Source organism: Polaribacter sp. 2405UD43-2, assembly GCF_058147125.1.
Map to the genome: position 1 here is coordinate 107,445 of NZ_JBYVJX010000003.1, position 21,982 is coordinate 129,426.

At 27.5% G+C, this 21,982-nt stretch carries 19 protein-coding genes and 1 tRNA gene; 19 read left to right on the plus strand and 1 reads right to left on the minus strand.

Going from position 1 to position 21,982, the window contains the following annotated elements; all coding sequences use genetic code 11:
- Positions 1 to 3 precede the first annotated feature (3 nt).
- From ACY2RX_RS05695 to ACY2RX_RS05785, 19 genes are all read left to right on the plus strand, one after another.
- The gene (locus tag ACY2RX_RS05695) at positions 4 to 717 is read left to right on the plus strand and encodes a LytR/AlgR family response regulator transcription factor (protein WP_490103006.1); all 714 of its coding nucleotides are present in this window, start codon (positions 4 to 6) and stop codon (positions 715 to 717) included.
- Positions 718 to 753: 36 nt separating this feature from the next.
- Positions 754 to 1,833 carry a diphosphomevalonate decarboxylase gene (locus ACY2RX_RS05700; RefSeq protein WP_490103007.1) on the plus strand — a complete coding sequence of 360 codons (1,080 nt, stop codon included), beginning with the start codon at positions 754 to 756 and terminating at the stop codon, positions 1,831 to 1,833.
- Positions 1,833 to 2,225 (plus strand): toxin-antitoxin system YwqK family antitoxin, encoded by a 393-nt coding sequence (locus tag ACY2RX_RS05705; protein ID WP_490103008.1) that lies wholly within the window; start codon positions 1,833 to 1,835, stop codon positions 2,223 to 2,225. The genes ACY2RX_RS05700 and ACY2RX_RS05705 overlap by 1 nt, the downstream gene beginning before the upstream one ends.
- Before the next feature lie 54 nt (positions 2,226 to 2,279).
- On the plus strand, positions 2,280 to 3,206 hold the full coding sequence (locus ACY2RX_RS05710) for a mevalonate kinase family protein (RefSeq protein ID WP_490103009.1): 927 nt from the start codon (positions 2,280 to 2,282) through the stop codon (positions 3,204 to 3,206).
- A gap of 3 nt (positions 3,207 to 3,209) precedes the next feature.
- Positions 3,210 to 4,127 carry a geranylgeranylglycerol-phosphate geranylgeranyltransferase gene (locus tag ACY2RX_RS05715; RefSeq protein ID WP_490103010.1) on the plus strand — a complete coding sequence of 306 codons (918 nt, stop codon included), beginning with the start codon at positions 3,210 to 3,212 and terminating at the stop codon, positions 4,125 to 4,127.
- Between the two features lie 36 nt (positions 4,128 to 4,163).
- Positions 4,164 to 4,997, plus strand: coding sequence for a pseudouridine synthase (locus ACY2RX_RS05720; RefSeq protein WP_490103011.1), 834 nt, complete (start codon positions 4,164 to 4,166; stop codon positions 4,995 to 4,997).
- Positions 4,998 to 5,286: 289 nt separating this feature from the next.
- Positions 5,287 to 6,591 carry a tyrosine-type recombinase/integrase gene (locus tag ACY2RX_RS05725; RefSeq protein WP_490103012.1) on the plus strand — a complete coding sequence of 435 codons (1,305 nt, stop codon included), beginning with the start codon at positions 5,287 to 5,289 and terminating at the stop codon, positions 6,589 to 6,591.
- Positions 6,592 to 6,689: 98 nt separating this feature from the next.
- The gene (locus ACY2RX_RS05730) at positions 6,690 to 7,547 is read left to right on the plus strand and encodes a hypothetical protein (RefSeq protein ID WP_490103013.1); all 858 of its coding nucleotides are present in this window, start codon (positions 6,690 to 6,692) and stop codon (positions 7,545 to 7,547) included.
- An 81-nt stretch (positions 7,548 to 7,628) separates the two neighbouring features.
- Positions 7,629 to 7,919, plus strand: a complete 291-nt coding sequence (locus tag ACY2RX_RS05735; RefSeq protein WP_490103014.1) for a helix-turn-helix domain-containing protein — start codon at positions 7,629 to 7,631, stop codon at positions 7,917 to 7,919.
- 24 nt (positions 7,920 to 7,943) lie between these two features.
- Positions 7,944 to 8,819 carry a hypothetical protein gene (locus ACY2RX_RS05740; protein ID WP_490103015.1) on the plus strand — a complete coding sequence of 292 codons (876 nt, stop codon included), beginning with the start codon at positions 7,944 to 7,946 and terminating at the stop codon, positions 8,817 to 8,819.
- Between the two features lie 49 nt (positions 8,820 to 8,868).
- Complete coding sequence (locus ACY2RX_RS05745; protein ID WP_490103016.1) at positions 8,869 to 9,153, plus strand: helix-turn-helix domain-containing protein; 285 nt, start codon at positions 8,869 to 8,871, stop codon at positions 9,151 to 9,153.
- A gap of 63 nt (positions 9,154 to 9,216) precedes the next feature.
- Entirely contained in the window at positions 9,217 to 12,471 is a 3,255-nt protein-coding gene (locus ACY2RX_RS05750; RefSeq protein WP_490103017.1) for an Eco57I restriction-modification methylase domain-containing protein, read from the plus strand.
- 12 nt (positions 12,472 to 12,483) lie between these two features.
- The gene (locus ACY2RX_RS05755) at positions 12,484 to 12,834 is read left to right on the plus strand and encodes a hypothetical protein (protein ID WP_490103018.1); all 351 of its coding nucleotides are present in this window, start codon (positions 12,484 to 12,486) and stop codon (positions 12,832 to 12,834) included.
- Between the two features lie 20 nt (positions 12,835 to 12,854).
- Positions 12,855 to 14,534, plus strand: a complete 1,680-nt coding sequence (locus tag ACY2RX_RS05760) for a hypothetical protein (RefSeq protein WP_490103019.1) — start codon at positions 12,855 to 12,857, stop codon at positions 14,532 to 14,534.
- Between the two features lie 54 nt (positions 14,535 to 14,588).
- On the plus strand, positions 14,589 to 14,972 hold the full coding sequence (locus ACY2RX_RS05765; RefSeq protein WP_490103020.1) for a DUF6979 family protein: 384 nt from the start codon (positions 14,589 to 14,591) through the stop codon (positions 14,970 to 14,972).
- A gap of 11 nt (positions 14,973 to 14,983) precedes the next feature.
- Positions 14,984 to 17,959, plus strand: a complete 2,976-nt coding sequence (locus ACY2RX_RS05770) for an AAA family ATPase (RefSeq protein ID WP_490103021.1) — start codon at positions 14,984 to 14,986, stop codon at positions 17,957 to 17,959.
- A 2-nt stretch (positions 17,960 to 17,961) separates the two neighbouring features.
- Positions 17,962 to 19,218 (plus strand): McrC family protein, encoded by a 1,257-nt coding sequence (locus ACY2RX_RS05775; protein ID WP_490103022.1) that lies wholly within the window; start codon positions 17,962 to 17,964, stop codon positions 19,216 to 19,218.
- A gap of 2 nt (positions 19,219 to 19,220) precedes the next feature.
- Positions 19,221 to 20,090, plus strand: a complete 870-nt coding sequence (locus tag ACY2RX_RS05780; RefSeq protein ID WP_490103023.1) for an Abi family protein — start codon at positions 19,221 to 19,223, stop codon at positions 20,088 to 20,090.
- 974 nt (positions 20,091 to 21,064) lie between these two features.
- Positions 21,065 to 21,706: a DUF6266 family protein gene (locus ACY2RX_RS05785; RefSeq protein ID WP_490103024.1), complete on the plus strand. Its 642-nt coding sequence runs from the start codon at positions 21,065 to 21,067 to the stop codon at positions 21,704 to 21,706.
- Positions 21,707 to 21,830: 124 nt separating this feature from the next.
- On the opposite strand, the gene ACY2RX_RS05790 is transcribed toward ACY2RX_RS05785, so the two are convergent.
- Positions 21,831 to 21,903 (minus strand) — tRNA-Phe (locus ACY2RX_RS05790).
- Positions 21,904 to 21,982: the final 79 nt, after the last annotated feature.

Below are 21,982 nucleotides of genomic sequence, written 5' to 3' on the forward strand. Positions count from 1 at the left end.
AAAATGGATAAAATAAATTGTATTATTGTTGATGATGAGGTTGTTGCAAGAGAAATTTTAGAATCTTTTGTAGCAAAAATTACAAACTTACATCTTGTTAAAAGTTGTAAAAATGCGATGGAAGTCTTAGAAATCTCTAACAAAAACAAAATAGATTTACTGTTTTTAGACATAAATATGCCAGACATTTCTGGGCTGTCTTTGGCAAAATCCATCAACAAAAAAACTAAAATTATTTTTACAACGGCTTATAGAGAATATGCAATAGATGGTTTTGATTTACAAGCTGTAGATTATTTGCTAAAACCCATTGCTTTCGATCGATTTTTACAGGCAGTAAACAAGTTTTTTGAAACAAATTCAACGATTATTATTGATGATAAAAAAGAAGAAAAACCCATAAAAAACGATTTTATTTTTGTGAGGTCAGACAGAAAAATGGTAAAAATTTCTTTTGATGAAATACGTTATGTAGAAAGCCTTTCAGACTATATTAAAATCCATTTGCAAGATAAAATTGTGGTAACTAGAGAAACCATTAGCAATATAGAAACCAAGTTGCCAATAAATAATTTTTTTAGAATTCATAGATCTTACATTGTTCAAAAAAATAAAATAGATTCTTATACCAATGAGTTTGTAGAAATTAATAAAAAAGCTTTGCCAATTGGCAGAACTTATAAAGAAAATGTGTTGCAAAAGTTGACTGAATTTTAGTAGAAATAGTTTTATCTTTGACACAAATTTTAGACTTTGCATACAAATCAATTTATACCAAAAACAGTAGAGAATTTAGTAGAGAAAGTAAGTTTTACTTGGCAAACTCCAAGTAATATTGCGTTGGTAAAATATTGGGGAAAGAGCAATCCTCAAATTCCAAAAAATGCTTCAATTAGTTTTACTTTAAACAATTGTCATACCATTACAACTATAGATTTTGAGAAAAAACAGCAAACAGAAAAAGTAGATTTCGATTTATTTTTTGAAGGAAAACAAAAAGACGAATTCAAACCTAAAATTGCAGAATTCTTTAAAAGAGTACAAGAATATTGTCCTTATATTTTTGATTATAAAATGACCATTAATTCAGAGAATTCTTTTCCGCATTCTAGCGGAATTGCATCCTCAGCAAGTGGTTTGAGTGCCATTGCAATGTGTTTAATGAGTTTAGAGTCTAAATTAATATCAAATTTATCAAAAGAATATATTCATAAAAAAGCATCGTTTTTAGCAAGATTAGGTTCAGGTAGTGCAAGCAGAAGTATAGAAGGTCCTTTGGTTGTTTGGGGTAAGCATCCAGAAATAGAAGAAAGTTCAGATTTATTTGGCGTAAAATTTCCTTACAAAATTCATCCCATTTTTAATAATTATCAAGATACAATTCTCTTGGTTGATAAAGGCGAAAAACAGGTTTCTAGCACAGTTGGTCACAATTTAATGCACAAGCATCCGTATGCAGAAAATCGTTTTAAACAAGCTAATGAAAATTTAGGTAAAATTTCTAAAATTCTTCAAAAAGGAGCTGTAAAAGAGTTCATTAATTTAGTAGAAAGCGAAGCGTTAACTTTGCATGCAATGATGTTAACAAGCCATCCATATTTTATTTTAATGAAGCCAAATACCTTAGAAATTATCAATAAAATTTGGCAATATCGTTATGAAAAAGAGAGCAATATTTGTTTTACTTTAGATGCAGGTGCCAATGTTCATCTTTTATATCCTGAAGATGAAAAAGAAACTGTAAACAAATTCATAGAGAATGAGTTAGCAAAGTACTGTCAGAAAAATCAGTATATTTGCGATACAAACGGATTTGGCGCAAAAGAGTTATAATGTATCAAAAAATTCTCATATTTTTATTCTTTCTAGGTGTAGCTACAAAAATAAATTCTCAAGAAAGAGTTTGGCTAAATGCTGACTTAAAAGAGACAAAAAAATACAATGCTACCTACTATAAAATAGAATCAAAAAAAGATAAAAATATCTCTCTGTATTATAAAAACGGAAATATTTTTAGAGTTTTTTTTACTGTTGATAATAAAAAGGAAGGGAAATTCGAAGAATACTATCATACAGGCGAGTTAAGAGTTATAGGAAAGTTTAAAAATGATCTAGAAGAAGGTGTTTGGAAAACGTACTATAAATCGGGTAAAATAAAAGAACGAGGAAAATACAAAAACGGTAAAAAAGTTGGAGTTTGGAAAATTTTTTACAAAAATCTTTAACAATATTCTCTTAATATTAAATTTTGTATTTTTGCCTAAATCTTGTAAAGAAAAATGAAAGGACCACTTTTTTATGCTAAAATTCTACTTTTTGGAGAATATGGAATTATCAAAGATTCTAAAGGATTAGCAATTCCGTTTAATTCTTATAGAGGCGCGTTAAAAACTTCTTCAGAGTTAAAAGAAACATCTAAAATTTCAAATCAAAATTTAGAACGCTTTTATCAATATTTATCAAATTTAAAAACCAATTTGGTTTCTTTTAATTTAGATGAATTTAAAACGGATATTAATAACGGAATGTATTTCGATTCTTCTATACCGCAAGGTTATGGAGTAGGAAGTTCTGGTGCTTTAGTAGCTTCTATTTACGACAAATATGCCAACGATAAAATTACAGTTTTAGAAAACTTAACTAGAGAAAAACTTTTAAAATTAAAAGAAGTTTTCTCTTTAATGGAGTCTTTTTTTCACGGAAAAAGTTCAGGCTTAGATCCTTTAAATAGTTATCTAAGTTTACCCATTTTAATCAATTCTAAAGAAAATATAGAACCCGCAGGAATACCATCGCAAAAAGAAGGAAAAGGAGCTGTTTTTTTACTAGATTCAGAACAGATTGGCGAAACTGAGCCAATGGTAAATATCTTTATGAATAAGATGAAAAACGAAGGTTTTAGAAAAATGATTAGCCAAGAATTTGCGAAAACAACAGATGCTTGTATAGATGATTTTTTACACGGCAATGTAAAGTCTTTATTTGGCAATGTAAAATCATTATCTAAAATTGTGCTAAAAAACTTTAAACCTATGATTCCTGATGCTTTTCATAAAGTTTGGGAAAATGGTATAAAAACTAACGATTATTATCTTAAACTTTGTGGTTCTGGCGGAGGTGGTTATATTTTAGGGTTTACAGAAGATTATGAAAAAGCACAAAATAGCCTTAAAAAATACAAATTAGAGTTGGTGTATAGATTTTAATGTATGCCTAGCTTTAAAATAAAAAGAATAATTTTTAAATTTTTTAGCTTACTCTCAGTTATTAGAGGTTACAATATTTTAGTTTTAATTATGGCTCAATATCTGGCAGCCATATTTATTTTTTCTCCACAAAAAAAACTTAAGAATGTAATTTTTGATATTGATTTGCTATATATCATTTTGGCCAGTGTTTGTGTAGTAGCAGCAGGGTATATTATCAATAATTTTTATGATGTAAAAGTAGATAGGATAAATCGTCCTTTAAAATCTGGAATCGATAATTATGTAAAACAATCTACAAAACTAAGACTTTATTTTGCATTAAATTTTATAGGTTTTGCTTTTGGATGGCTAATTTCTTGGAGAGCAGCTTTATTTTTTGCAGTTTATATTTTTGCCATTTGGTTTTATTCTCATAAATTAAAAAAGTATCCATTAACAGGTTTAATTTCGGCAACTGTGCTAACAATTTCACCTTTTTTTGCAGTTTTTATTTATTTTAAAAATTTTTCAAAAATCATTTTTGTACATGCAGTTTTCTTGTTTTTGGTAATAATGGTAAGAGAATTGGTAAAAGATTTACAAAATATGAAAGGAGCTTTCGTAAATAATTACGATACTTTTCCAGTTGCTTACGGAGAAAAAAAGACCAAGATATTATCAATATTTCTAATGTTTTTAACATTAATTCCTATTGTGATTTTATTCAGCTATCCTGCGTTAAGTTATATGAGGTATTATTTTTATTTTTCTATGCTCGTATTAATTTTCCTCGGATTTTATCTCTGGAATTCTAAAGAAAGAAATCAATATAGAATGATTCATAATATTTTAAAAATATTGCTTCTTATTGGTGTTTTTTCTTTGGTTTTTATTGATGTATCTTTAATTGTAGAAAAAGTAATAGACAGATTAAATTAACGTTTTTTATAACTACTTTTGCAAAAATTTTAAGTAATGAAATCAAATAAAAACTCGTCGCGAGGACGACAAGAAGGTAAAAAAAGCATTCCTCTAAACAGAAAAAACTCAAAAACAACGTATAAAAAAATTAAATCGAAACCTAAAGCCGATGAATCATTAGGAATCCGTTTAAACAAATACATTGCTAATTCAGGAATTTGTTCTCGAAGAGAAGCAGATACTTATATAGAACATGGAAGTGTAGAAGTAAACGGAAAATTAGTAACAGAAATGGGCTATAAAGTGCAGCCTAATGATGTTGTTCGTTTTGATGGAACATCAATTTCACCAGAACAAAAAAGGTATATACTTTTAAATAAACCAAAAAACTACATTACTACTATGGATGATGATAGAGGTAGAAAAACGGTAATGGAGTTGGTTGCAAATGCATCAAAAGAAAGAATTTATCCCGTTGGTAGATTAGACAGAAATACAACAGGTTTGTTATTGTTTACAAATGATGGAGATTTAGCAAAAAAATTAACACATCCAAAACACAATGTTCGTAAATTATATCACGCTTCTTTAGATAGAAAATTAGATTTAAAAGATTTAGAAAAACTACGAGGCGAAGTTATTATTGAAGGTAGAAAAGTGTTTATTGATGCGGTTTCTTATATAAATGGCGAGCCAAAAAGTGAAATAGGTATAGAAATTCACTCAGGTAGAAACAGAATTGTTCGTAAAATATTTGAACACGTTGGTTATAAGGTTAACAAATTAGATAGAGTAATTTTTGCAGAACTAACAAAGAAAAATTTACCAAGAGGAAGGTGGAGAGCCTTAACACAATTAGAAATTAACAATCTTCAGATGATGAAATAAAAAAAAATCCAGCTTTTGCTGGATTTTTTGACTTGAGCTATAAAACAGTAGTTTTTTAAAACAAAAAAAGCCCAAACAAAAGTTTGGACTTTTAAGTGGTACCTCCAGTACTGTAATTTACTTTTCTTGTATATTGTAAATCTTGTCAAAAACTTTGTTAAGTGTTATTTTTATTGGGTTTTTGATATTTTTTTAGCTCGTAAAAAATAAGTGCGTATTATATAAATAAACTCTTATTAGCACCCTAATTAACACCCTTTTTTGTATCTTTATATAAATTGATTAAGCTATGAGTAAAGGGATTGAGAGAACAAAAGGTACAATTAGGTTTGCTTTTAAAACTTCAAAAGCAAAGTTAGAACAAAATAAAAATCTACAAAGTTTAATTTTTCTATTTTTTAGTTACGGTAAAATTAGGTTTAAATACTCTACAGGTTACAAGTCTTGTTTTAATGATTGGGATTTTAAAAAACAACGTATTAAAAATAAAGTTGGTATAGAAAACAAAGACAAGATAAATGAAGATTTAAGCGATTTAGAAAACCAATTAAACAAAGAATGTGCAAATATTCTAAATGAATCAAAAAACATATCTAATGAACTTCTAAAGTACAAATTAGACATCTTTACGAAGAAAATAGAACCTCACCAAGAAATAAATACAAACCTTACTTTTTTTCAAGTTATAGATAAATATATTCAGGTAAAAGAATCACATATTTCAATAATTACAATTAGGTCTTATAAGCAGACTAAAAAAAGATTAGAAGAATATGAAAAGTATTATAATAGAAAATTGATGTTTGATTTTATCAATATTAGCTTTTATAATGATTTCAATACTTTTATGGAAAGTAAAGATTATGCTTTGAATACCATAGGAAAGCATATAAAGAACTTAAAAACATTTTTAAACTATGCACTTGCAGAAGGTTATTCGAGTAATCAGAAGTTTAAAAGTAAAGATTTTAAAGTAGCAACAGAAATTACTACAGAAATTTATCTAACAGATGCAGAAATAAAAGAAATGTTAGATAAAGATTTATCTAAATATCCAGAAGTAGAATTAGCAAGAGATGTTTTTTTAATTGGTTGTTATACCGGACAAAGAATAAGTGATTATAATAATTTATCTGAAAATGATATTGTTGAAATAGATAATGTTCATTATTTCAAAATTAAGCAACAAAAAAATAAAAGATACAATAGAGAGGTTTTGTGTCCTATTACTAAAGAAATGCGTGAGATAATGGCTAAAAGGCATAATAGTAAACCACCAAGAAAAATTGCAGAAAGCTATTTAAACGATTATATAAAGCAAGTTGGACAAATGCTTAAATGGAATGAGTTAGTTAAATGTGAGTTTACAAAAGGTGGTAAAACAATTACTAAAATGATTCCAAAATACGACTTAATAAAATCACATACTGCAAGAAGAAGTTTTTGTACAAATAAATACAAAGCAGGTATGAGTGTTTATGATATTATGCTATTTTCTGGTCATACAACAGAAAAAGAATTTTACAAATACATTAGAATCAAAGACGAAGAAAGAGCTTCTCATATCGTAAAAACTGGTTTCTTTAATGTTTAAATTTTAGCATAAAATAAAATATTCTATATTTAAAGAAAAATTGCTAACCTTTCAAACTATTAAGCCTATTGGAAGCTATATTCAAGTTACAAAAAGCATTGATAAAAAATTACTATAAAGAATTTATCGTTTCTGTTGATGAAGATAATGTAGATTTAGAAAAATACCCAGATTTAGTAATCTATAGAGGAAATGAATACTTTGAACAAGATGCTGACTATATTACCAAACAGCGTAAATATATAATTGATGATATAAAACCTATTTATATTGAGTCTATTAGTGAAGTAATATTAAAATTATCCAGTTTAGCCGACAATAATGAAAAATTGAATTATTTAAAGTACACAATACAATTATTCAATATTCCTTTAAGGCAATTAAAAGTAGATTTTCACGTACACCAAGAAGATTCAAGATATTATTCAGAATCTCAAAATGTAAATCAACTTTCTACTGTAGAAGAAATAGCAGAGAGAATTTTAAAAGAAGATACAGAAGATAAAGTTGAGAAATTTGATATTCCTTTCTACGAACTTGTAGATTTGTTTTTAGAAAACTACAAACATAAAACGCTTTCGTTTCTTCCTTTATCATTATCGTCTATAGGTAATAGTTTTATAAAAGTACTTTACAATAAAATTGATGAAATAGAAGAAGTGATTGAAAATTCAAAACCAGCACAATATCAAATAGAATGGTTAGGTAAAACATCACATTTAGGTTATATAATGGGGCAATTAGCAGAGTTAGAGTATATAAATCCAAAAAGGCTTACTAATGGTGAAATAAATTTCACACAATTTAGTAAAGATGTTTTAAATAAATTTAAAATCAAAGCCACTATTGGATCTCTTGCTGCATACTTAAATATAACTAATAGTAAAGCGCAAGAAACCCATAGAAAATTTGAAAAAGAAAACTTTAACATACCACACAAAAAAGAGGTAAGCTAATTCCGTTCGAACACCCTCTCGAACGCTTACTTCTCTTTATCCTACTTAATTTTTACCTCGTAATCAATAAATAGTTTTACGATGGAACAAAACAATATCACACAAGTACACGGGGTAACACCACTTCAATTAAAAGAAAGCATCTTATCAGATGTTAGAGCAGAACTACAAACTATTGCTCAAAACTTTCAACCAAAAAAACAAGCAGAATATCTCACAAGAAAAGAAGTAGCTAAAATCTTAAAAGTTTCATTAGTTACTTTATCAGATTGGAATAAAAAAGGAGTAATAAAGCCTTACAGATTAGGCAACCTTATCAGATACAAACGTTCAGAGATTGAAGAATCATTAATTGCTATCAATAAAAAATAGTAAATGTATGATACTATCAAAATAATGAATGAATTGGAACAGATTCCAAAACAAGCAAGAGAGCTACAACAAACTCCTTTTGATTGGAAAGGCTTCTTATGGATTCCTCATTTTAAAGATAGTAATACACCTCTCTATTATAAATCAAACTTCAAAAATTTAAGTATGCGTTTAGTCGGTAATCAACTATATATAGCAAATTCATTACATAAATTATATCACGGAAATAATTACAGTACATTTTCTTACAGACAAGTTTGCAAAGCAATTATTCTATTAGATAATCAATTACCAATTAATATTTATAGTTCTAAAGTTTTAAAATTAAGTGTTGGTATCGTTATAAAAGAGAACCCTCAATTAGTATTTAATGAATGGCTATATTATTTAGGTAAACCTTTTACGCCTATGAAAAATTACAACAAAACTTATGGAGCAAAATTCTATCTCACAGATTATTCCATAAAAGGATACGATAAAACTTATGAAGTAAAAAAACACAATCAAATACAACTGAATGATAACTATTTCAGATTTGAAATTGAAGGCAGAACAAAGGTTTTTAACAACAAAACCAATAATATTGGAATCTATACTATAAACGATTTAATAGACTATAGCAAATACAAAAAATTAGGAAAACTTCTTCAAGATAAATATCTACAAATAGAGAAACAAACAAAATTAGATTTCTCAAAACTAAACATCAAACAAAAAAGATTAATTGCTTCTATTACAAATGCAGAAATTAAAGAAAGTATTAGAAAACAACATCCAGATTCTTATAAAAAAGACAAAAAAGAATACAATAAAATTGTTCAAAATTCTCAAAAATCAATATTTCAAGACCAAGTAATAAAAAAGGTTAATCAACAAATAAATTACAGTATTAACAACTAATGTTTTTCAACTTGTAGTATAGTCTAAAACAGGGGTAAAAAGTAAGCAAATGAAAACCACAGAAAAAAATCAAATAGAATTAAAACAAATTCAAGAAAAGTTAGAAGTACTATTACAAAGAATTAACAAGATTCAAAAACAAAAGCTACAAACGCAAATAATAGACAATTCAGATTTTATTCAGTTAATGAATATTAGCAATAGTACAGCAAGAAATTGGCGTAACAAAGGTTTAATTGCCTACTCACAAATAGAAAATAAAATCTATTATAGATTAACTGATATTCAATTACTACTTAACAATCATTATCATACATTTAAAATTCAATCGTAAAATGATGGAAATGTTCAATTAATATTTATATTTTTAATGCTCTTATAAATTGCAAAGAAATAAATGCCACTATACCAAACATCAGTTCTAAAGAATTATATCAACCTCCAAGAAAAGGATGTAGTAGATAAAGCATATAAGAAATATGTAAAATACTTTTTAAATCCTACTATTCAAGAAAATATAAGAAGTTCTAAAGAAGAAGAATATCAGGGTATTTTTTTAACAGAATTATTTGTAAATATTTTAGGATACACCTTAAAACCCAAAGCAAATTTTAATTTAGTAGCCGAATATAAAAACCAAACCAACTCACGTAAAGCAGATGGCGCAATATTACATAATGATACAGCTATTGGAGTAATCGAATTAAAAGGCACAAAAACAAAAGATTTAGAAAGCATAAGAAAACAAGCTTTTGATTACAAAGCAAATCAAAAAGGATGCGTTTATGTAATTACCTCTAATTTCGAGAAGTTACGTTTTTATATAAATGATGCCACCGAGTTTGAAGAGTTTAATCTATTTGAACTTACCCAAGAGCGTTTTGAATTATTTTACTTGTGTTTGCAAAAAGACAGTCTTATAAATAATGTTCCCTTAAAAATTAAGGAAGCCTCAATTATACAAGAAGAAAAAATAACCAAAGATTTTTACAAAGATTACTCACTTTTTAAAAGGGAATTATACAGAGATTTAGTAAAAAATAATGCAAAACGTTTAAAAAACTCTAATGTCCTTTCTGAAGGAGTTGAAAAATCTGAAGAAGAAATAGCACTTCAACAACGATTAGAAAAAAATGTAAAACTAACACTCTTCAAAAAATCACAAAAATTAATAGATCGTTTCTTATTTATCTTTTTTGCAGAAGACAGAAGCTTATTACCTGCAAATAGTACAGAACTCATTTTACAAAAATGGAAAGCAGACATCGATTTTGGTGATGAAAGACCACTATACAACCTTTTTAAACAATACTTTAAATTTTTAGATAAAGGAAGACAAGGCACAAAAAGCAGAGGTGAAATTTACGCATATAATGGAGGGTTATTTAAAGAAGATACTTTATTAGATAGTTTAGAAATAGACAATGAATTACTCTACAAACACACCCACAAATTAGCAGGTTATGATTTTGAAAGTCAGGTAGATGTTAATATTTTAGGGCATATTTTCGAAAACTCTTTAAATGAAATAGAAAGTGTAAATGCAGAAATTGAAGGTGCAGATTTCGACAAGCAAAAAAGCAAACGTAAAAAAGATGGTGTTTTCTATACACCCAAGTACATTACCAAATACATTGTAGAAAACACGGTTGGTAAACTCTGTACTGAAAAGAAAACTGAACTTGGTATTAAAGAAGAAGAATACTTTAAAGGGCGTAAAAATAGAAACAAAACTACTATTACCAAATTAGTAGATTTATTAGACGCTTACAGAGATTGGCTTTTACAACTAACAATTTGCGACCCAGCCTGTGGTTCTGGTGCATTTTTAAACCAAGCATTAGATTTTTTAATTAAAGAACATAATTATATAGATGAACTAAAAACAAAGGTTTTAGGAGGTGGATTTCAATTTTCTGATATAGAAAACACCATTTTAGAAAACAACATTTTTGGTGTAGATTTAAACGAAGAATCTGTAGAAATCGCCAAACTCTCTTTATGGCTACGTACAGCACAACCACGAAGAAAATTAAATGATTTAAGTAGCAATATTAAATGTGGTAATTCCTTAATTGATAGTAAAGCAGTTGCAGGTAACAAAGCTTTTAATTGGGAAGAAAACTTCCCGAAAGTATTTGAAAAAGGTGGTTTTGATGTTATTATCGGGAATCCTCCTTATGTTAGGCAAGAATTATTTAAAGACATAAAACCTTATTTAGAAAAGAATTATAAATGTTATAATAGTATCGCAGATTTATATACTTACTTTATTGAAAAAGGAATTAATTTAATGAATGAAAAAGGTTTATTTTCTTTCATTCTACCTAATAAATTTTTAAAAGCTACTTATGGTAAAAACATAAGGAAAGTAATAAAAGAAGAATCTAATTTAGAGCTATTATTAGACTTTGATGATTACCCTGTTTTTGCTGATGCTACAACATATCCAATAATCTATGTTTTAAATAAAAAAAATAACTATAAGGCTAAAACCTTTTTATATTCTGAAATAAATAAAAGAGATAATACAGATGACCCAATAAATACTTTAGAGTTAAAAAAATATAAAGTAAATAAATCTTCACTTAATGAAGATAATTGGATCTTTATTAATGAAAATATTAATGATATAATTGAAAAGATTCAAAAAAACTCTTTAACTCTTAAAACATTTGTTTCCAATAAAATTTACAGAGGAGTTTCTACAGGTTGCAATGAGGTTTTTATCATTAATCAAGAAACAAAAAATAGACTTGGAGAATCTAATAATATTGTCAAGATATTAATGGGAAAAGAAGTCAAAAGAAACACAGTAGATTTTCAAAACACCTATTTATTATTTATTCCTTGGGATTATGATATAGATTCAAATCAAAATATCAAAGAATACTTAATAGAAAATAAAACAAAATTAGAAAAAAGACCAGAAGTAAAACAAGGTCGATTTAATTGGTGGTGTTTAAGTAGGTATGGTAGTAAAAACTCACACCTTTTACAACAACCTAAAATTATTTACCCAAGAATTAATAATCAATCAAATTTTTTTATAGACTCTAAAGGAGAGTATTCTTTATCTGATAACAATTTCTTTATTAGTTCAGATAGTAAAGAATTATTAGGTTTACTTAATTCACGTTTAGTCTTTTTCTTTTTAAAAAATATATCCTCAACACTACAAGGTGGTTATTATGATTTTAGAAGACCATATATGGAAAAAATTCCAATTAAAATTTCAAAAACTAATAAAGACAAGTCTTTAGTTGATAATGCTGATAAAAATTTAACTTTTAATAATAATTACCAATTACTAACATCTAAATTCCAAAACTATCTCAAACAAAAATTCAGTTTGGAGAAGTTATCAAAAAAACTACAAAATTGGCACGAGTTAGAATTTGGTGAGTTTATTAAAGAACTCAATAAAGCCATAAAAGCCAATAATAAAAACCGTACTAAAGAAAGTTTAGAAACAATACCAATCTTAACTAAAAAAGATGAGTTTGAGTGGTTAGACCTCTTTGAAGATAACAAACAAAAAGCACAAGACTTACAAGCCCAAATTAACCAAACTGATAAAAAAATAGATGCAATAGTGTATGAATTGTATGGTTTAACAGAAGAGGAAATTGCGATTGTCGAAAAAGCATAAGAGATAATAAATATGAAAAAGCAAAAAGAGATTACTATTAATGAATTAAAGTTTACAATCGAATATAATGATGCCGAAACTCCAGTTGAAAAAATTAATAAAACAAACTCTGGTCAACTTTTTTGGGTGTCATTTAGACCAAAAAATAAAATAACAGAACAAATAGGTATTAATACCCTAAATGAAAATGAAAGCAGATTCTTAAAAGAAATTAGAATTATAATCCAAGAGAATAATGACTTTTATAACAATTTCAATGTAAGTTATGAATTTAATAGAAGGTCTACAAATTTATTTCGAGAAGGAAATAGAACGTACGTAATTGATATGAAACTATATTTAAAAATTGAACTAAAGAGCTAATTTGAAAAATTGCTACTGCTATGGCAAAAGAAAAAAAAGAAGATTTTAAAAGTGATTGGGCTTATTCTGAAAAGCTTGGTAAAAACATTCATATATCTGAAGCTGAAAGTGGTTTAAAAGGATATAGATGTTTAGGATGTCATTCTTTAATGGTTGCAAACATTCAAAAGAAAAACCCAAATTGGCTTTCTTATTTCAGACATCACGCATCAGATGTTAATAAAGAAAAAGTTGAATGTGTAAGAGCAAGTAAGGTTTATAGAGAAAGAATTGCAAGAACAATTTTAAACAGACTAAAATATGTAAATGCACCTGCTATATATAAAAACCCTCCTATAGGTGCTGATGAAAATTTATTTCCAATGAAAATTGAAAGTAGAAGGAAAATTGAAGCAGCTTATACAAAAGCAGAATTATCCTTTTATGAAAATGAAGATGGAGTAATTAAATGGGGCAAAAACCCTACGATTCCTGATAAAGATTTATTAATTAGACCAGATGTTACATTCTTTAATAAAGATAATAAACCAATATTATTTATTGAATTTATTGTTTACAGTAAAATAAAACCAGATAAATTTTTAAAGTTATCAAGATTAGGTATTGATACACTTCAAATAAATATTCCAAGAAAATCTGAAGCAGACATTGAAAAAGCATTAAAATCATCAAGAACATATAAATGGGTCTATAATGAAAAAGAAGCCAACACAGAGTACATTCCAGTATTCAGAAAAAATACAGAAGACTTACCACAGATTAATGATAACGAGAGAATCTTTTTTGAAGAAGATTTCAAATGCAGACAAGCAGAAATTAATTGGCTCATACGTAGCATTAAAAGAAGTTTACAATCAGAACAACACAGAGCAATTGAACTCGGACTTAACCAGCAAATACAAAAGGTTGAGAGAAATACAGAAACTGCAAACCAGAGATTGGGAGATTTGGAAGAATCAAATAGAAGAGACGCACTTGCAAGAAATCAAAACGAAGAAGACCAAGAGGATAGAGAATACACAGATTTGGAAAAAAGATATATTGCAAAAAATGGAGAACTTGAAGATGCTATCTACAACGCAAGTGTCGACCAAGAGTTTAGAGCAGAAATTATCGAAAGTATCAAAAGAGAAGAAGAAGAAATTGAAAGAATTAGACAAGAATCAATTGGCTTTGAAGTTGAAATTAGAGAAAGAGCACAAAATGAATTTAGCTTTACTATTGAAAGAGAAAGAAGAGAAATTGACAACCTTGAAGAAAAAATACGAACCACCATTGATAGAGAATTGGTTACTACAAATAGCACTATCGAATCACTTGGAATATTATACGATGATATACCAAGAGCAACAGCAGATGAATTTGAGTTCCCTAAAGAACTTGAAAACAGAGAAATTGAACAGCTTGACGAAGAAGAAAGAGGGATTGAGGATAAAATATTCAGTGAGTTTAGCAGAGAAATCCAAATTGAAGAATCTGAAATTAAAAGAATTAGAAGAGAAGAAGAAAATATTGAAGAATCAGCTGGAAAAGAATTTGATAGAGAAATTAAAAACAATGCCAGAGGACTTTCCAAAGAATTTACAAATCTATTGGAAGTACAAAGAGTGGGACACGATTTCCAAGATGCTCAACGCAAAGAAGAGAGTTATAAAAGAGCACGAAAATTTCTTGCAAAGAGAACTTGGGAAAAAGAATAAAAATTTAGATTGGTTTATGACAACTTACAAAGATGAAATAGATAATATACAATTATGAAAAAGTATAACAAATATGGACAAACGGCTATTAGAACATTAGAAATTCATAAAGCAGATAACCCTTTAAGAGTTTCTTGGAATACAGCAATTACAGATTTTTTTGATAGTGAAAGTTCTCAAAACAAAGGATGCCCAAGAAGTACATTTCTAGGTTTGTGTGAAGAAGGTTTAATTAAAGGCATTTCTAAAGGAGAATACAGCAGTAATTCAACCATAAACAAAACCCACGCTATTGAAGCTGTAGCATTTTTAAAAGAAAATAATGTAGAATTAATATCTTCAAAAGAGCTATGGAGTAAAATAAATATTGGTAATAAATCTCATAACTCACAGATGGATGTTGTATTGGCTTTGTGGTATAAAGATTTAATTGTTTAAAAAGAATAAATATGCTATTTGAAAAGGTAAAAGAAGAACACATATTAAAAGGTATTAAAGATTTTGAAGAAAAAGGATTGCCAAATGGTTTTGGTGCATCTTCAACTTATGATTTAATCTTTGAAAATAAAACATATCCACCAAAAGCAATTATGGCTTATGCTAATTTTTATGCTTCTGACAGAAAAATAGAACGCTATTTTAAAGGTGGTTTAGATACAGATTGCTTTAAAGCATTTGAAAGAAATAATTTTAAAATTGAAAAGAAAAAGAACGCAATGAACGAAAATTTACACAAACTAAAGCAAGACTTTTTAGACTATTGGACTTTAGACAGATTGCAAAATATGACTCTGGAAGAATACACAGATACAAAAAGAGAAAATTCTTTTTGTTATTGGTTGGAGCATCTTACAAGAGATTTAGGAAGTATTGTTGGTGGTAGTTCATATAAGTTTGGTATTTATAAAATGGGTGCTACTTCTAAAACGGAATCTGCAACCAACCGAACAAATGATGGACTTTATGCGTGGCACACAAAATATGGTCAAACTAAAGAAGATGCTTTTAAATCTATCAGAAGCCTAATTTTGAATATTGCAAATTATGCTATACAAGATAGTCTTTCACAAATTGATAGTATAGATCTTGGAGATGCATATAAATGGAAAATTGCATTTTTATATAGTGATTTTAATTGTTTAAATATTTTTAAAAAATCTTGGTTAGTTAATATTGTTTATGGTTTAGATGTTGGTAAGGAAAATTTAGAAGTTTCTGAATTAAACAATTTAATTTTAGCTAAAAAACCAATTAATGAAGATTTCTTCGATTTTTCTAACAGAATTAGAGAAACTTATGGAGATAAAGAAGAGGATATAAATAACATACTCTCAAAATTTGAAAAGTGGTTAAAAAAAGTCTATCGTAAAAAAGATGGTACACCTTTAGGTAAAGGTAGTATTACTAATTATTTATCGGGTGTAAAGTCAATTGCAAGAGATTTATATAAAAGAGATTTATTAGAAAAAAATCAGCTTTTTATTATTAATGATATAGAGGTATTAGAAGCTTTACATAGAGATTATTTTAATATAGAAGAGGTTGTAATTAAAAACAACACAGGGAATAACAAAATAATAAATAGTTTTAGCAGATTTATTGAGTTTAAAAAAAGCAAGAAAAACGATTTAACAGAAAATGAAATGACAGACTCTTTAGAAGAAAACATATTTGACCTTTACCAAGATTACTTATACGAAACAAGAAGAAATGAAATTGCAGATACCACAATAGATGGCTACGTTCAAACTGCCCTTTATGAAATTCCTAAAAGATGGAAAAAGACATATAGTGAAGATTTTGAACAATTTGAATTTAGTTTAGATAGTTTAAAAAAATTAGAACCACTTATTGAAAAAGGCTTTTCGGGTTACACTTCTTTTAGACCTTTTATTTATGAATTAATCGAAGAATTCCCTACAAATTCAACACCTTTAAACCAAATTCTTTATGGTCCTCCTGGTACAGGAAAAACTTACACAACTAAAAAATTAGCTGTTGATATTATATTAGGTAAAGAAGAAAGAAGTAGAGCCGAAATTCTAAACTTATATGATGAACTGTTAAGTAAAGAGCAAATAAGTTTTACAACTTTTCACCAAAGTATGAGCTATGAAGATTTTGTTGAAGGTATAAAGCCTAAAATGGAAGATGATGATGAAACCTTAAAATATCAGATTGAAAAAGGAATTTTTAAAAAGATTGCTGATAGGTCAAAAGGCATTTCAGGTTCTAAACAGAAAGTTAATTCTATTGATTTTTCAAAATCAAACTATTTTAAAATGAGTATTGGGGGTAAGCATAGAATAGACGTCCATAATTGGTGTGTGGCAAATAATTTAGTAGCTTTAGGATGGGGCGATAATGAGGATTATTCTGAATATAATAACATTAATAATTGGAATGAATTTAGAGATAAATTTAAAAAAGAATTCCCTTACTTGGTAGAGAGTTCTAAATACAATATTCAAGCAATGTTCACATTTCAAAAAATGAAAATTGGCGATATTGTTTTAGTCTCATTAGGCAATCATATTCTTGACGCTGTTGGTATAATTGAAGGAAGTTATGAATACGATTCAGAAAATGAATTTGGTTTTCATCACTACAGAAAAGTGAAATGGTTAGGTACTAATATGAGCGCATCACCTGAAATTTTCATTGATAAAGGAATTTCTCAACAGTCTATTTATGAATTTAATAAGCAAGATATTAAGATAGAAAGTTTTAAAGAATATTTTTCTGAAGCAGAAGAAATTAAAAAGACTCCTAATTATGTTCTAATTATTGATGAAATTAATAGAGGTAATATTTCATCAATTTTTGGTGAACTAATAACATTACTCGAGGAAGATAAACGAAGTGGTCAAGCTGAAGAGATTGAAGTTATTTTACCATATTCTAAAGAACCTTTTAAAGTTCCCTCAAACCTATATATAATTGGGACTATGAATACAGCAGACAGAAGTGTAGAAGCATTAGACACCGCTTTAAGAAGAAGGTTTTCATTTACGGAAGTTGCTCCAGATTCAACATTATTAGAAGATAATGAAGTTGAAGAAATAGAATTAAAAACACTATTACAAACTATTAATGATAGAATAGAATTATTAATTGACAAAGACCATAAAATTGGGCATTCCTATTTCTTAAATATTGAAACTCTTGAAGACTTAAAACAAACCTTTAAAAACAAAGTAATACCATTATTAGAGGAGTATTTCTTTGGCGATTATGGTAAAATAGGATTGGTTTTAGGTAGTGATTTTATAAAACTAAAAGAAGATGAAGTTAAAGTTTCATTTGCCAAAAACTTTAAAGAAAAATATGAAGATGCAGAAAATTTAAGAGAAAAAGCAGTATATACTTTTACAGATGAAGATAGTTGGGAAGCAAGTTCTTTTATTTCAATTTATGAACAATAATTGTGGGTAAGAAAAACCTTATACAAGTATTTGAATATCAAAAATTAAAATTTGATAGCAAAGAGAATGATTTTACAGAAAGTCATTTTAATGCTATGGTAAAATTTAATGAGAAGAACGATAACAAATATTATACAATAATTCATAAAGGAATAAAATTAAATAGTTATGTCGGTGTAATTCAAATTAACGGTTTAACCATTGAAATTCTTCCAAAAGCAGATAAGGACAATTCTGATATTGAAGCACAAAAAAAGACGTGGCAAAATGTCTTATTAAATATGCTTAAAGTTTGTAAGCATATCAATGTAGATAATATATCTGAAACAGCTTTAAAGAAGAGATACAATTCAATTTTAGAGGTGTATTTTGAAATGTATTTAAATGAAATTGAAGAACTCATTCAAAAAGGACTGATTAAAAAATATAGAAGAGTTCAAGAAAATCAATTAGCTTTAAAAGGTAAGTTAGTTTTTACAAAAAATATTCAAAAGAATAGTATACATAAAGAACGTTTTTATTGTGAACATCAAGTCTATGATAAAGATCACTTATTACATCAAATATTATATAAAGGCTTAAAGATTTTAGATGGTTTTATAAGTTCTAATCTTAAAGATAAATTGAATAGAATTCTATTTCACTTTTCTGATTTTAAAGAAGTAAATATTAATAGTTCTCATTTTTCAAAAATAATACCAAATAGAAAAACACAACCTTATAACAAGGCTATTGATATTGCTAAAATGATAATATTAAATTATTCTCCTAACCTTAATTCTGGTAATGATAATATGCTAACGCTATTATTTGATATGAATAAATTATGGGAAGAGTATGTGTATAGAATATTACAAAAGCACAAACCTAAAGATTATTATGTATCTCCTCAAAATTCAACAAAATTTTGGGAAACAAAAAGAATAAAACCAGATATAGTAATTAAACATAAAGAAGAAACGTATATCATAGATACTAAATGGAAAATAGTAAGTTCTTACAAACCATCTGATGATGATTTAAAACAAATGTTTGCTTATAATCTATTCTGGAAAGCAGAAAAGAGTATACTATTGTATCCTAAAATAAGTCAAGAAGATAGTATCTTTGGAAGTTACCATCATATTCCAAATGAAAAAGAAACTAATCAATGTAAATTGGGTTTTATAAATATTTTAGATAAAAATGGTTTAAGAGAAAATCATATTATTGCAGATGAAATATTTAGTAAGTTTAAAGAAAAAGTAACACAAAAATAAAAATGGGTAACATTGCAACAAACTCTAATCAACAATTAGAAAAACTAACGGAAAGAGGTATGATATTGGACTTTCCTGAAAAGAAAGTTAAAGAAATCTTATTAGATATTGGTTATTATAGACTTGGTTTTTATTGGAATCCTTTTGAAATAAATGAAAAACACGAATTTAAAGAAGGTACTAAATTTTCTGATGTTGTTAATTTATATTATTTAGATGTAGATTTAAGAAATCTACTTTTAAAATACATTAAAAGAATTGAAATAAATTTTAGAACAAAAGTAGTTTATTATGTCTCCAATAAATACAAAGACTCTCCAACTTGGTTTATAGATTCAAAAGTAGTTAACCAAAACTTAATAGATTCTTTTGACGTCCATTACAATTCGGAATTTAAAAGTAAAAACAAGCAAATAAAATTACACCATAGAAAATATATAAACGATAAATATGCTCCATCTTGGAAAACTCTTGAATTTTTTACTTTTGGAGCTATATTAAAAATATTTAAGTCCTTAAATGACAACTCAATTAAAGAACGTATATCAAACATATATGGAATTAGGAACTTGAAGAAATTTACTAACCTAATGGAAACAATAGTTTTTATAAGAAATACTTGCGCACATAGTGGAGTTATTTTTGATTTAAATACACCAAGAGGTATTTCTATTGTACCAGGTATAGAATTTAATAACAATAACAGGAGTACTTTAGATTCCTCGATAAAAATCATTCTATTTATCCTTGATAAAATTTCTAATGATAGAAAATTAGAATTAGAGAGTGAAATTAAAAGGCTTTTTGACAATTACAAAGACAATAATTCTATAAAAGAAATAATTGAAAATAAAATTGGTCATAAATATTAATTAGGCACAGATATTGCTAATTAAATAATGTTTAGTACCTTTGTACTTCAATTGCACCATTATTCATTTGCTTTAATGCTGCAAGTAAAAAAAATAATTATAAACCCAGACTTGCTCTGGGTTTTTCTTTTTTATAAAATCCCCACAACACAAAACCCAGAATTTTCGTACCTCAAAAACCTCTGTCTTTTGTGTTATTCCGCTTTCCAGCCACAAGTTTAAAGTTTTAATATTCTAAAGGTTATTGCATTTTATAGCTTGCTCATTCGTAACCTCATTCACAACTATAAAAAGCAATCCGTTATTATTTTTTCATAAAACATTAAACTCCCCAAAGCTATATTTACATAATAGAAGTTATAATAGCAAAAAACTTTTCAAAGGTACGCTACGCTAAATGTTTATTTTTTCGTAGTTATAACTGCTATTATGTAAAATAGCCGCTCTTCCAACGCTTTTTGCAGCCACTTCTTCCAGCGCACTACGTACTTTAATTATTTTAAATGAAATTATTTAAAAGAAAAACCCACATCGTAGAGAGGTTGGAAAATTGCTATGAAAAAGTCTAATAAAAGACTCTTTTGAAAAAGAAATTAAATATACTATTTTTTTAGATAACTCAAAATTTTCACTCATACTCCGGCATTCAATCGCCATTAGGCTAACATTTTTAAAAATTGATAAACCCCACGCTCAAACCAGCCTCTGTTTATCAATCTTTAAAAACGATAAATCTCATTTTTTCTTATCTCATTCATCTGCACAAAAATTCTGCTAAATTCATTTAGTTTCTTTATCAAAATTCTTTGTTTGCCTCATTTCGCTAACAAAAAACAAGTAAAGTAGGACAAAAAAGAGCAAAGTAAGTGTAAAAAGCATCTTCAAAAGATGATTTACGTATTATTGATACATATTAAAGCTATAACAAATCCGTACCAAGTCCAAAGGAGTATTAATTTTAAATTTATATAGTAATGGGGAAAATATCTCAAGGAATTTTAGGAGGATTATCTGGTAAAGTAGGAAACGTAATCGGTGGAAATTGGAAAGGGATTGATTATTTAAGAATCAAACCGTCAAGTGTTGCAAATCCAAGAACAGTAGGTCAAGTAAATCAAAGAAATAAGTTTTCTGCAACTATTCAATTCTTGCAACCGAATAAAGACTTTTTAAATGTAGGTTATAAATCATTTGCGGTAAAGAAAACTGCTTTTAACTCTGCAATGTCATACATTTTAGGAAATGCGATTACAGGCACAGCACCAAACTTTAATGTTGATTATTCTTTAGCTCTTTTAAGTAGAGGTAGTTTATCTACACCTTTAAATCCAACAAGTGATTTAGCAACTGCTGGTCAAGTAACTTTTGGATGGGATGATAATTCTACAGATGGTAATGCAAATGCAACAGATAAAGCGATGGTGTTGGCTTACAATCCATCAAAAAAAGAATCAATCTATTTATTAGATGGAGCAATAAGAACAGTAACAACGCAAACATTAATACTTCCTGCATCGTACACAGGGGAAACAGTAGAGTTGTTTATGGCATTTGTTTCTGAAAATGGAAACATAGTATCAAATAGTGTTTATTTAGGTTCTGGTACGGTGGCTTAATTATTAGAAAATAAATATCACTTTTAAAACCGTTGCATTAACTTGTAACGGTTTTTATTTGCACCCTATTTAACATCCTAAAAACAAAAAACCCTATAAACATTACGTTTAAAGGGTTTTTAAGTGGTACCTCCAGGAATCGAACCAGGGACACAAGGATTTTCAGTCCTTTGCTCTACCAACTGAGCTAAGGTACCATTGCCTTAGCGGATGCAAATATAAAATGTTTTTTGATATCTACTAAATAAAATTTAAAAAAAATCTAACGTACATTTG